Origin of the sequence: Cellulomonas sp. URHD0024 (genome assembly GCF_000426185.1) — a bacterium.
Classification (GTDB): domain Bacteria; phylum Actinomycetota; class Actinomycetes; order Actinomycetales; family Cellulomonadaceae; genus Cellulomonas.
Window position 1 is genome coordinate 1,039,423 of sequence record NZ_AUEW01000001.1, and the last position, 12,021, is coordinate 1,051,443.

13 protein-coding genes are annotated in these 12,021 nt (G+C 71.6%); 6 read left to right on the forward strand and 7 right to left on the reverse strand.

Annotated elements, in window-relative coordinates; all coding sequences use genetic code 11:
* Positions 1 to 5: 5 nt before the first annotated feature.
* Entirely contained in the window at positions 6 to 608 is a 603-nt protein-coding gene (locus I847_RS0104810) for a sulfite oxidase-like oxidoreductase (protein ID WP_028048790.1), read from the forward strand.
* Positions 601 to 1,362 carry a ferredoxin reductase gene (locus I847_RS0104815; RefSeq protein ID WP_028048791.1) on the forward strand — a complete coding sequence of 254 codons (762 nt, stop codon included), beginning with the start codon at positions 601 to 603 and terminating at the stop codon, positions 1,360 to 1,362. The genes I847_RS0104810 and I847_RS0104815 overlap by 8 nt, the downstream gene beginning before the upstream one ends.
* On the opposite strand, the gene I847_RS0104820 is transcribed toward I847_RS0104815, so the two are convergent.
* The 3 genes from I847_RS0104820 to I847_RS0104830 all read right to left on the reverse strand — a co-directional run bounded on the left by I847_RS0104820 (position 1,363) and on the right by I847_RS0104830 (position 5,618).
* A complete protein-coding gene (locus tag I847_RS0104820) occupies positions 1,363 to 1,959 on the reverse strand; it encodes a DUF664 domain-containing protein (protein WP_028048792.1) in 597 nt (198 codons plus the stop codon).
* 65 nt (positions 1,960 to 2,024) lie between these two features.
* On the reverse strand, positions 2,025 to 4,691 hold the full coding sequence (locus tag I847_RS0104825; protein ID WP_028048793.1) for a phosphoenolpyruvate carboxylase: 2,667 nt from the start codon (positions 4,689 to 4,691) through the stop codon (positions 2,025 to 2,027).
* Between the two features lie 75 nt (positions 4,692 to 4,766).
* Positions 4,767 to 5,618, reverse strand: a complete 852-nt coding sequence (locus I847_RS0104830) for an NAD-dependent epimerase/dehydratase family protein (protein WP_028048794.1) — start codon at positions 5,616 to 5,618, stop codon at positions 4,767 to 4,769.
* A gap of 85 nt (positions 5,619 to 5,703) precedes the next feature.
* Here I847_RS0104830 and I847_RS0104835 point away from each other — a divergent pair, with 85 nt between their 5' ends.
* The 3 genes from I847_RS0104835 to I847_RS21960 all read left to right on the forward strand — a co-directional run bounded on the left by I847_RS0104835 (position 5,704) and on the right by I847_RS21960 (position 7,046).
* The gene (locus tag I847_RS0104835; protein ID WP_028048795.1) at positions 5,704 to 6,087 is read left to right on the forward strand and encodes a helix-turn-helix domain-containing protein; all 384 of its coding nucleotides are present in this window, start codon (positions 5,704 to 5,706) and stop codon (positions 6,085 to 6,087) included.
* Between the two features lie 103 nt (positions 6,088 to 6,190).
* Positions 6,191 to 6,502, forward strand: coding sequence for a hypothetical protein (locus I847_RS0104840; protein ID WP_155855988.1), 312 nt, complete (start codon positions 6,191 to 6,193; stop codon positions 6,500 to 6,502).
* A gap of 109 nt (positions 6,503 to 6,611) precedes the next feature.
* Complete coding sequence (locus I847_RS21960) at positions 6,612 to 7,046, forward strand: hypothetical protein (protein WP_051274440.1); 435 nt, start codon at positions 6,612 to 6,614, stop codon at positions 7,044 to 7,046.
* 54 nt (positions 7,047 to 7,100) lie between these two features.
* Here I847_RS21960 and I847_RS0104850 read toward each other — a convergent pair whose 3' ends face one another.
* Complete coding sequence (locus I847_RS0104850; RefSeq protein ID WP_028048797.1) at positions 7,101 to 7,466, reverse strand: hypothetical protein; 366 nt, start codon at positions 7,464 to 7,466, stop codon at positions 7,101 to 7,103.
* Between the two features lie 163 nt (positions 7,467 to 7,629).
* Positions 7,630 to 7,785 (reverse strand): hypothetical protein, encoded by a 156-nt coding sequence (locus I847_RS27015; RefSeq protein WP_196804468.1) that lies wholly within the window; start codon positions 7,783 to 7,785, stop codon positions 7,630 to 7,632.
* A 292-nt stretch (positions 7,786 to 8,077) separates the two neighbouring features.
* On the opposite strand from I847_RS27015, the gene I847_RS0104865 reads away from it, so the two are divergent.
* Positions 8,078 to 9,406: a nitrate/nitrite transporter gene (locus tag I847_RS0104865; RefSeq protein WP_051274441.1), complete on the forward strand. Its 1,329-nt coding sequence runs from the start codon at positions 8,078 to 8,080 to the stop codon at positions 9,404 to 9,406.
* A 71-nt stretch (positions 9,407 to 9,477) separates the two neighbouring features.
* Here I847_RS0104865 and I847_RS0104870 read toward each other — a convergent pair whose 3' ends face one another.
* Positions 9,478 to 11,028: a xylan 1,4-beta-xylosidase gene (locus I847_RS0104870; RefSeq protein ID WP_028048799.1), complete on the reverse strand. Its 1,551-nt coding sequence runs from the start codon at positions 11,026 to 11,028 to the stop codon at positions 9,478 to 9,480.
* Positions 11,025 to 12,008 carry an acetylxylan esterase gene (locus tag I847_RS0104875; protein WP_028048800.1) on the reverse strand — a complete coding sequence of 328 codons (984 nt, stop codon included), beginning with the start codon at positions 12,006 to 12,008 and terminating at the stop codon, positions 11,025 to 11,027. The genes I847_RS0104870 and I847_RS0104875 overlap by 4 nt, the downstream gene beginning before the upstream one ends.
* Positions 12,009 to 12,021: the final 13 nt, after the last annotated feature.

Consider the following 12,021-nt stretch of genomic DNA (forward strand, 5'->3'; position numbering starts at 1 on the left):
CCCGCATGGCGATCATCTCCCGCGGATTTCGCGGCAAGCGCGAGACCGACCCCCGAATCCCGCCCGGCCAGTACCTCGAACGTGGATTCCCGGTGCTGTCCGCCGGACCGACCCCCCGCGCCGACCTGTCCACGTGGACGTTCTCGATCACGGCCGGCGGCGACGCGCTCAGGACGTGGACGTGGTCCGAGCTCACGCACCTGCCGCACGAGGACGTCGTCAAGGACATCCACTGCGTCACGAAGTGGTCGAAGCTGGACTCGGTCTGGCGCGGCATCTCGCTGGACAGCCTGCTCGCCTCGGTCGAGATCGACCCCGGCCATGCGTACGTGATGGCGCACTGCGACGGCGGCTACACGACGAACGTCCCGCTCGCCGACCTGCAGGGCGGCAAGGCGTGGATCGCCTACCAGTACGACGGAGCGCCCCTGCCGCCCGAGCACGGTGGTCCCGCTCGGCTGCTGGTTCCCCACCTCTACTTCTGGAAGTCGGCCAAGTGGGTGCGCAGCCTGGAGCTCATGACGGAGAACACCTGGGGCTTCTGGGAGCGGCTCGGCTACCACGAGTACGGCGACCCCTGGAAGGAACAGCGGTACTGGGGTGACTGAGCCGTACACACTGAGCTGGCTCGTCGGAAGACTCGTGGCCCGCCGCCTCGAGACCCCCACCGCCGCGACCCTCGAGCTCGACGTGCCGGGCTGGCGCGGTGCCATGGCCGGTCAGCACGTCGACATCCGGCTGACCGCCGAGGACGGCTACTCCACGCAACGTTCCTACTCTCTGGCCTCCCCCGGCACGATCGGGCTGCCCGGCGGGCCGGTGGGGAGCGAGCGGATCGCCCTGACCGTGCAGGTGGTCGACGACGGCGAGGTCTCCCCGTACCTGACGCAGGACCTGCAGATCGGCGACGAGGTCGAGCTGCGCGGCCCGATCGGGAACTGGTTCGTCTGGCACGCGACCGACCCGCACCCCGTGCAGCTCGTCGCCGGCGGTTCGGGACTGGTTCCGCTCATGTCGATGCTGCGTACCCGTCGGTCCGCGGGGTCGGTCTCCCCTTTTCGGCTGCTGGCCTCGGTGCGCACACCGGCCGACGCCCTCTACGCCGACGAGCTCGCGACGCTGGAGCCGGACGTCGCGATCACCCGCGTGTGGACACGAAGTGGACCGCCGGGCTTCCTCGGACCCCTCGGCCGCGTGAACGCTGCGGTGCTGGGTGGCGCGTGCTTCCCACCCGACCTGAACGCGCACGTGTTCGTCTGCGGCCCGACGCCGTTCGTCGAGCTCGTCGCCGACACGCTCGTCGACCTCGGCCACGACCCGGACCGGATCCGCACCGAACGCTTCGGGCCGACCGGGCCCTGACTACTCCGGCCAGTCCCTGATCCAGCTCAGCGGCGAGCCGGACTGCGGCCGCCAGTCGAGCGGAGGGTCCTCCCCGACGCGCCCGTCGACCACCTCGCGCAGCAGGTCCGCGTGCCCGGTGTGCCGGCCGTACTCCTCGACCAGGTCGAACAGCAGTCGGCGCAGGTTGGCGTGGTTGCCGGCACCGTCCCCGTCGTGCACCTGACCGTCCAGTCCTCCGGCTGCGAGCGCCGCCTCGAGGCGGTCGCGCGAGCGAGACACTGCTCCGTCCCACGCCGCGTAGAGCTGCTCGGGGGTGTCGTGCACCGCTGAGAGGAGCTCCTGGTCGTTCTCGCCCCAGGTCTCGGGCTGCCAGATCCCCTCGCCCGGATGCTGACCGGCGAGCTTCCACCGGAAGGTCGTGTCCTCGACGGCGGCCAGGTGCTTGAGCAACCCGCCGAGGGTGAGCGCCGAGTCGCCGATGTGCTGGTCCAGGCCGGCGCTGTCGAGTCCGTCGGCCTTCCAGCGGAACGTCGTGCGCAGCCGGTCCAGGGCGCCGACGAGGTGGTCGAGCTCGCTGCTCGCAAGAGGTGGTTCCCAGGGTGCGATCTTCGTCATGAAACGACCGTAGGCCCGGTTCCGGACGTTTCGCGTCCGGAACCGGGCCTCGCGTCGCAGATGCGTCAGCCGGTGTTCTGCAGGCCGGCGGAGACGCCGTTGACGGACAGCAGGAGCAGCCGTCGCAGGTCGTCCACCTCGTCGGGCGCCGCCCCGGTGCGGAGCGCGCGCAGGGCACGCAGCTGCAGGAGCGAGAGAGCGTCGACGTACGGGCTGCGCAGCTGGACGGCGCGGCCGAGGATGCGCCGGCGCGACAGGATCGCGTCGCTGTCGGTGATGAGCAGGACCCACTTGCGGGTCAGCGACATCTCCTCGAGCACCTGCCCAGCCAGGTCGGCACGGTCGCCCAGGGCGAGGTAGCGCTCGGCGATCCGCTCGTCGGTCTTGGCCAGCGACATCTCGACGTTGTCGATCATCGTCGTGAACAGGGGCCACTGCGCGTACGCAGCCCGCAGCTCGTCGAGGTCTGCGACGGCCTCCAGCGCGGTGCCCAGGCCGTACCAACCGGCCAGGTTGATGCGCGCCTGCGACCAGGAGAACACCCACGGGATCGCACGCAGGTCGTCGAGCGACTCGACCGAGAGGCCGCGACGGGCCGGCCGAGAGCCGATCGGCAGCAGGCCCAGCTCCTCCAGCGGCGTGACCTCGGCGAACCACTGCGGGAAGCCCGGGGACCGGACCAGCTCGTGGAAGCGCACGCGAGAGGACTCGTCCAGCCGGGCAGCCAGCTCGGTGAACCGCTCGGTCGCCGCCGCGTTGCGCTTCTCGACGGACGGCGCACCGGCGAGGAGCGTCGCCGCGGCCACCTGCTCGATGTGCCGGGCGGCGATCACAGGGTCGCCGTACCGGGCGAAGATGACCTCGCCCTGCTCGGTCAGCTTGAACCGGCCGTCCACCGAGCCCGGGGGCTGTGCGAGCAGGGCTCGGTTGGCCGGGCCGCCACCGCGACCGAGGGCACCGCCGCGGCCGTGGAACAGTGTGAGGACGATGTCGTGCCGACGCGCCCAGTCGGTGATCCGGCGCTGCGCGGTGTCGAGGGTGAGGGTGGCCGAGACCGGTCCGACGTCCTTGGACGAGTCCGAGTAGCCGAGCATGATCTCGACCCGCCGACCGTTCTCCGCGAGCCGACGCTGGACCTGCGGGAACGCGAGGGCGTCCTCGAGGATGTCCACGCTGGCCTCGAGGTCCGCGAAGGTCTCGAACAACGGGATCGCGTCGATGATCGGCGTGAAGTCCGAACCCGCGAACGCGATCTCGGCCAGCTCGTAGACGGCGGCGAGGTGCTCGGCGGACTGGGTGAACGAGACGATGTACCGACGAGCGGCCGACAGCCCGAACCGCCGCTGCACGTCGCCGAGAGCGCGGAACGTGGCCAGGACCTCGACCGTCCGGGGCTCGAGCTCGCCGTCGACACCGTTCTTGGCGATGTCCGCGAGCGCCGCCTCATGAACCTGCGAGTGCTGCCGCACCTCGAGCTCGGCGAGGTGGAACCCGAACGTCTGCACCTGCCAGATCAGCCGCTGCAGCTCGCCGTACGCGGACCGCGTCGCGCCCGCCTGGGACAGCGAGCGCTGGACGACCGTCAGGTCCGACTCCAGCTCCGACGCGTCCCCGTACGCCAGGACCGCATCCTGCCTGCGCGTCGCGGCGATGCGCTCCGCGAGGAAGTAGACGACCCGGCGGTGCGGTTCGTTCGGTGCGTCGACCGCGATGCGTTCGGCGAGCGACCCCGACAGCGCGACCTGGCTCGTCCAGAGCTCGACCAGCTCGCTCGACGCGGGCGTGTCGTCGCCCGAGAGGGTCAGGCCACCGGCCGTCCGGCGGGCGGACGACTCGAGCTCGCTGAGCACCTTGTCCGACGACAGCTGCGCGGCCTGCAGCGTGATCTGGGCGGTCACGTTGGGGTTCCCGTCGCGGTCACCGCCGATCCACGAGCCGAGTCGAGCGAACGCCCGGACGGCGGGCGCGGTCGTCCCGGCAGCGTCGGCGAGCAGCCAGTCGTCCAGTCGTCGGTACACGTCCGGCAGGGTGTCGGCGAGCGTCGACTCGAAGACGCTGAGCACGGTGCGGACCTCGTCGAGAACCGTGGGCTTGGCCTCCCGCAGCGGGGCCGTGCGCCACAGCGTGTCGATCTCGCCGAGCAGCTTGCGGTCGTTCTCCGCGAGCGACATGCCGCCGACGCTGCGCGAGTCGCGCTCGGCGACGAGCTCGGCGAGCCGCCGGATCGAGGCGGAGACTGCGCGCCGGCGGGCCTCGGTCGGGTGCGCGGTGAGGACCGGACGGAACTCCATCTCGGCCAGCCGCTGGCGCGCGACGTCCTGGCCGACCTCCTGCGCGAGCTGCGCGACGGCGGCCGGCAAGGAGTCGTCGGGAGCCAGGTGGTGCGGCAGGAGGCTCGCCTCGCGTTCCCGCAGGACGCGGACGCGGTGGTACTCCTCGGCCGTGTTGGCCAGGTGGAAGTAGCACGTGAACGCGCGCGCGACCTGCTCGGCGCGGGTCATGGTGAAGCCGGACACCAGCTCCTCGGCCTGCGCGAGCGCCTCGGCATCCGGCCCGTTGTGGGCGCGGATCGCCAGCTCGCGCAGTCGCTCCACGTCGGCGAGCAGGTCGTCTCCGCCCGCCTCCCGCAGGACCCGACCGAGGAACTCGCCCAGCACACGGACGTCGTTGCGCAGTGGTTCGGGGACCTCATGGTTGGCCAGGCCCTGCGGGGCGTCGCTCGGTGCAGTCACGGGCCAAAACTAAGGCACGTTGCGCGATCTGCGTCCCGGGCGTCCAAGGCCGTTACATGTGAGACACATCTCGCCTCACGCCGAGAGCTCGTCGAGCAAGGTCGGACGGCGGGGCACCCAGCCCCACGTCGCGCGCGCGAGCGCACCGTCCGCACGCTGGTCCACCAGGAGCGCGTCGGCGAACGGGTCCCCGAACCGGGCGCGCGAGTCGTCGTCGGACTCCGGCACCACCGTGCCGCCGGCTCCGACGACCGCCTGCGCGATCTCGCGGACCGTCGGGCTGTGCCCGGACGCCGCGGCGACCCGGCCGTGCGGACCACCGGAGAGCGCCGCGACGTAGAGGTCCGCCAGGTCCTCGACGTGCACGGTCGACCAGTGCTGCGCTCCCGACCCGACCAGCCGCATCGCGCCGTCCTGCGTCCGCGAACCGGCGCCGAAGACGGCGGCGACGACTCCGCGGTCCTGCCCGTGCACGATGGCCGGCGCGACGATCGTCGCCCGGACGTCCGCTGCCAGCAGCCGCTCCTCGCGCTCGGGCCGCCAGGCGACGATCGCCGGCGGGTCGAGCGGGGCGTCCTCGGTCACGTCGCCCGCGCCCCAGATCCAGATGCCGCTGGTGTGCAGGTACCGCTTCTCGGTCCCGGAGAACGCCGCGACGACCGCGTCGATCACCGCGTCGTCGAACGCCGGGTTCTGAGAGTCCCCCGTCGCCGCGGTGTGGATCGCGGCGTCGACGGTCCCGAGCTCCTCGACGAGCCACGCGGTGTCCGTCAGGTCGTGGACGACCGCCTTGGCACCGGCCTCCCGGACCTGGGCCGCGGCGGTCTCGCTGCGGGTGACGGCGAGCACCTCGTGGCCGGCGGCGAGCAGTGCGGCGAGGACGTTCGAGCCGATGTAGCCGGTGGCGCCGGTGAGAAGGACGAACATGTGGACTCCCATGGATGGTCTGACCTCTGACGTCGCCGATAGTATGAATTGGAAACCAGGCACTTCAACGGAAGTCGGTCACCCCGTGGATACCGTCCCTGACTGCGTCCCCTACGACGTGCTCGACGTCGCATGCCCGAGCCGGATGGTGCTCGCGCGCGTCGGCGAGAAGTGGACCGTACGCATCCTGCTGTCGCTCGACCGCTCCGTCCTGCGGTTCACCGAGCTGCGCGGCCTCCTGACCGACATCACCCCCAAGGTGCTCACGGAGACGCTGCGCGCGCTCGAACGCGACGGTCTCGTCGCCCGGCAGGTGTTCGCCGAGGTGCCGCCACGCGTCGAGTACCGCCTGACCCCGCTCGGCACCTCGCTGCTCGACGCGGTGCAGACGCTGCGCTCGTGGTCCGAGGCGAACGCGGCGCAGATCGTGGAGGCGCGGGCGCGCGCGGACGCCCGGGCCCTCGTCTGAAACAGCCCGATCCTCGACCGCGTCCGGGCTGCCCGGTCGACCACCTGGCATACGCTCGCGCTCACGGTCGAAGCGGTGTCGACCCGGCAACCCTGGAGTGACCATGCGTGACGACGGCACCGGCGCCGACCAGGCGGTGTCCGTCTCGCCGACGAGGCTGCGCATCGGGATCTTCCTGGTCTTCCTCTGGTGGATCCCCGTCTGGCTGGCCGCACCCGTCCTCGCCGACGTGTTCGGGCTCGACAGCCACGACGTGCTCGTCTGGCTGATCGTCGTCCAGACCGTCGTCGGCCTCGCCGGCGTGCTCGTCGTGGGCCGGCAGATCGCCCGGATCATGAAGGGCATCCCGGCGCGCAGGATGCTGCCGACCGTGTGGCACGTCCTGCGCCACGGCACGATCGACGCGGCTCGATAGCCGCCTTGGTTCCGCGCGGCCCTCACGATCCGGGGACCGCCCCGGTTGCGGGGCCATCCGGACGGCAGTCCAATACCAGGACGGGGGACCTACCGAAGGAGGCTCCAAGATGAGCTCCCAGACTGTCTGGATCATCGTCGCCGTCGCCGTCGTGGCCGTCGTCCTGATCGTCATCGCCGTCGTGATGCTCACCGGCCGCGGACGCAGACGTGAGGAGGCGCAGCGCGCCAAGGCGCAGGAGATCCGCGAGAAGGCCGCGGCCGATCAGGTCGAGCTGCAGCGTCGCGAGGCGGAGGCGGCACGGCTCGACGCGCAGGCCCGGCTCGCGAAGGCCGAGGCGGACGCCCGGGCGGCGGACGCCGCAGCGCTCCAGAACGAGGCACGGGCGCACGCCCAGGACGCAGCCGGTGCGCGCTCAGACCTGGATGAGCGACTGAGCACGGCCGACCGGATCGACCCCGACGTGGTCGACGGCGAGCCGCGTGTCGTCGACGACCAGGCACGTGCGGTCGACGACGGGGCGCGTCGCGAACCACGAGTCTGACCGCGAACAAGGAGTCGGGGTCCGTTCGGTCGGAACGACCGGCGGGCCCCGACTTCAGCTCTCCCAGGGTGGGGTCTCGTCGAGCTTGGCGTAGTACTTCGCCAGGTGGCTCTTGATCCGGTCACGATCTTTGGCGGGGACGTCGACGCCGCCGCGAGAGCCCTGCATCACGGCGGCGGCTGCAAAGACGGCCCGCGGGACGGCCCTGAGTCGGCCGTCGACCACGTCGGCGATCAGCAGCTTGTAGGCCGTGAAGTTCTCCTTGGCGTCAGCGTCGTACCAGACGTGCGCGTCGCGGTACTTCTCGTTCGGCCCGTCGTCGGCTTTCGCCCAGGCGCGCACGCGCTTCTCCGCGGCGTCGCCGTCCCACGCCCGGTCGCGGTCCGTCAGGGGAAGGTCACCGAATGCGGTCACGGCCACGTCGATCTCCTCTCAGCGGGTGTGCCGGGCTGTCGAGCAGCGGTCCGCCGCCGTCGACTCGAGGTCGCCCGCCTCGGACCGAGCGGGCTCGTCGTCGACTTCGACGCGCGGCGAGCGGTCGCGGAGCACCTCGGCGCTCCGCGGTCGTCGCTGCGGGCAGCTGCTACGCCCGGACGCGTCCCCGGCCGACGAGCCACCCGATGAGGCTGATCACCAGCAGGGCGATCCCGATCCAGAGCAGGATCTTGGCCGCGGTGACAGCGACGCCTAGGACGATCATCACGATCCCGATCACGATGAGCACCAGCCAGAGGGCCATCGTTCTTTCCCTTCACGCCGTGACGGTGCGGGCACCGTCACCCATGGGGGGCGCGTTCTCGACCCTTCTCTCGGATCGTGGCCCAACTCCTCGCCGCCCGCACGTCGGGGCACGGCCGCCACTCTCCCGTCGGGGGCGTGGCTGTCGTCGTCGGCGCGCACGGCGGTCACGTCCGGTCGGGCACCGAGCGTGGACGAGAGGGATCCCGCGCAGCCACGTACCCTCGACTGGTTCCCCGCACCGCCCGCACGACGCGCGTGCCCGAGCCTGACGCGGGGCTCGAGGTGAGCTCATGGTCTACGCCCCGGCCGCCGGCCGCGGGTGGCGCACACCCTGGATCGTGTACACGGCGGCCGCCGTCGCGTACTTCGTCGCCGTCACCCATCGCACGGCGCTCGGCGTCGCGGGCATCGAGGCGACCCGCCGGTTCGGGCTCAGCGCGACCGGTCTCGCCGCGTTCTCGGTGGTGCAGCTGGCGGTGTACGCCGCGATGCAGATCCCCGCCGGCCGGCTGCTCGATCGTTTCGGGCCGCGTGCGCTGATCGCCACGGGGTCGCTCCTCATGGCCTCGGGGCAGCTGGTCCTCGCGCTGGCGCACGACGTGCCGACGGCCCTGATCGCGCGGGTGCTCATCGGCGCCGGCGACGCGGGCATCTTCATCAGCGCCCTGCGCGTGGTGGCGGACTGGTTCCCGCCGCGGCGTGTCCCGGTCATGGTGCAGATCACGGGGGTGATCGGGCAGTCGGGCCAGCTCGCGTCGGCGATCCCCGTCGCCTTCCTCCTGCACACGCGCGGCTGGACCGCGACCTTCGGGACCCTCGCGGCCGCGGGCCTGCTCGCGTCCGCCGGCGCGTTCGTCGGGATCCGCGACCCTGCGCCGCGCCGCGACGCGCAGAGCGTTCAACGATTCGGCCCGGCCGTCCGCCGCACCGTGCGGACCGCCGGCACACGGCTCGGGTTCTGGAGCCACTTCGCGGCGCCGTTCAGCGCGAACGTCGTCGGGATGCTGTGGGGCGTGCCGTTCTTCCTCTCGGCGCAGGGCTGCACGCCGGCGCAGGCGAGCCTGCTGCTGACGGTCCTCACGCTGTCGGCGATGGTGACCGGTCCGATCGTCGGGCGCCTCACGGCACGCCACCCGCTGCGACGCTCGTGGATCGTGCTCGGCTCGTGCGCTCTGACGGCCGCGGCGTGGGTCGCCCTGCTGCTGCCGTCGACCCCACGCCCGATGTGGCAGCTGCTGGTCTTCGTGGTCGTGATCGGCGCCGGCGGACCCGTCTCGCTGGTCGGGATGGACTTCGCACGCACCTGGTCCCCCGCGTCGACGCTCGGCACCGCCAGCGGCTTCGTCAACACCGGTGGGTTCATCTCGACGATCGGCTCGGTGCTCGCCGTCGGGGTGGTGCTGCAGGTCGTGTCCCCACCCGGCGCGACGACCTACACGCTCGACGCGTACCGCCTGGCGTTCACCGTGCTGGCGGTCCCGTGGGCCATCGGGATCGCCGGTGTGCTGCGCAGCCGTCACCTCACCCGCGCGGACATGCGTGCCGCCGGCGTCGTCGTGCCACCGATCCAGGAGGTGCTGCGGCGCAAGCACACGACGTCCGACGACGACCAGGCGTGAACGGCCATCGCGCCTCGGGGTGACCGGCCTCTCGTCCGGCCCCCGCAGGTGGGCCCGCCGCGTCCTGGGTCTCAGCGCTCGTGCGCGACCAGGAACCGGTCGTCGACACCGCCGAGCAGTCGCCGATCGTCCAGGCCGTCGTAGACCGTGTCCACCACCGGGGTGAGCTCGACGAAGGTGACCTCGTGCTGCGACAGCGACAGGCGCAGGGTGACGCGTCCGTGGTCCACGGTCAGTCGTGAGTGCTCCAGGGCGGGGTTCGCGCAGGCCTGCAGGTCGTCGAGCTGCCGGAGGGTGGGTGACGCCGGTCGGCCGAGCTCGCGCCAGGCGGTGAACGCGTTCCCGGCGGTCTCGTCGACCCTCTCGCGCCGGACGAACATGCCGGACCCGTCGGGCTGCGGGGAGCCGGAGGCGCTGCACGGGATCGACAGGGCCAGCTCGTGGCGGCTGTCGCCGGACTCGACGGGGTGCCAGGCCAGGACCGTCACGCGACCGTCCGGATCGGTGCACACCAGGTGGTCCACGCCGCGGGCGAGCACCTCGGAGCCGAGACGAGCCATGAAGGCGTAGAGGTGGAAGGTGGGTTTGGCCACCTGACGGTGCGTGAGCAGGCCGAAGCCGCCGTGGAAGAACGAGGTCGGGATGTTCAGCTCCTCGAACACGTCACTGAACGTCCAGTAGGAGAAGGAGTCGACGAGATCCCCTCCGGCGGCGAGGACGGGAGCCAGGTAGGCCGCGTTGTACGCGGTGTCGTGGATCGGGTTGTCGGGCCGGTAGGAGGTGTTGAACTCGGTGATGTGCACGGGCAGGTCGGCGAGGCGGGTTCCGGCGAGGTGCGCACGCGGCTCGGCGAACTGGTCCAGCAGGGCCGAGGGTGGCATGAGCCTCTGGTAGGTGCCGAAGGGGATCTCGGCGGGCTCGTACGAGGAGTAGGCGTGCCTGCTCACGAAGTCGACCGGCACGTCGTGGCGTTCCACGAAGTCGGCGAACGGCGGCCACCACGCGTCACAGCCCGGAGCGAGGGCCGGGCCGCCCACCTGCAGCGACGCGTCGACCTCCTTGACCGCGCGAGCAGTCGCCGCGTACAGCCGGAAGTAGGCGTCCTGGTCGGCGTCCTTCCAGAAGACGTCGAGGTTGGGCTCGTTCCACACCTCGATGGGCCAGTTCCGGACCTCGTCGATGCCGTAGCGGTCGATCACGTGCCGGAGCAGGGCCTGCACCACGGCGACCCAGGCGTCCACGTCGGCCGGCGGTGTGATGTTGCCCTTCCACCAGAACACGGTCTGAGGCCCCGAGGCGAGAGCGGAGGGCATGAACCCGAGCTCGAGGAACGGCCTGATCCCGAGCGACAGGAGGAAGTCGTGGACCTGGTCGACGTAGGTGAACGAATAGCGGCGGTGGGTTCGACCGCCGACGTCGTCCGTCCGCAGGAGCCCCATGTCGTCGCTGAGCAGCCCGTGCCCGCGGATGTGGGTGAACCCGATCTCCCGTTGCACCCGTGCGAGCGAGGCCTGGTAGTCGGCTCGAAGAGCGAGGTTCAGCCGTCCGGTGCCGATGCACCGACGCCAGGCGTCGGGCATGGGGCCTAGCGGAGCGGCGGGGACGACGACGGGGTCCGTCATGCGGCGCTCCGGTTTCCGACGCGGTCGAGCGCCCAGGTGAGCTTGCGTTCCTCGTGGTCGAGCTGGCCACCCTCGTGCTCGTTCCACGGGTACTCGACGATCGCCTTCGCACGGCCGGCATAGGCGTTGAACGCCGCGTAGACGGTCGACGGCGGGCACACCGGGTCCATCAACGCGACGGAGAAGAGCGCGGGAGCAGTCGCCCGACGTGCCATCGTGACGCCGTCGACGTACGACAAGGTCCGCAGCACGGCGTCGGCGTCGGCGCGTCGGACACGCAGGTACCGCACGACCTCCGCGTACGGGTCCTCGTCGGTGATCGTCAGGGCGCGGGCGATGTCGCAGAGGAACGGGACGTCGATCATCGCCCCGGCCAGGTCCGGCACCAGGGCTGCCGCAGCCAGCGCGATCGCCCCGCCCTGGCTGCCGCCGGCGACGAGCACCCGTGCCGGGTCGATCCGCGGGACGGCACGAGCCGCGTCGATCGCACGCGCCGCGTCGGTGAAGAGTCGTCGGTAGTAGTACGTCGACGGGTCCAGCACGCCGCGGGTCATCAGGCCCGGATGCTCGGGCCCGGTGCCGGGGTGGGGATCGGGCGTGGCGCCGACCTGCCAGGTCGCACCCTGCCCGCGGTTGTCGACGGACAGGTGCGCGAAGCCGGCGAGCGTCCACGAGACGGGCTCGAGGAGGTGTCCTCGACCGCCCTGGTAGCCGTGGAACTGCACCACCACGGGCAACGGCTCCAGCCGCCCCGCGGGCAGTCTCAGCCACGCGCGGATCGGGTCTCCCCCGAAGCCCCGGAACGTGACGTCGTACGTCTCGACACCCTCGTACACGGTCTCGACACGCCTCCAGACGACGTCCACGTCGTGACGCCGGGTCTCCTCGAGCGTGTCCGCCCAGAACCGGTCCCAGTCAGCGGGCTCGTCCAGGCGCGAGACATGGGTACGGAGCTCGTCCAACGGCAGGTCTACGTACATCGGCGGTCCCTCC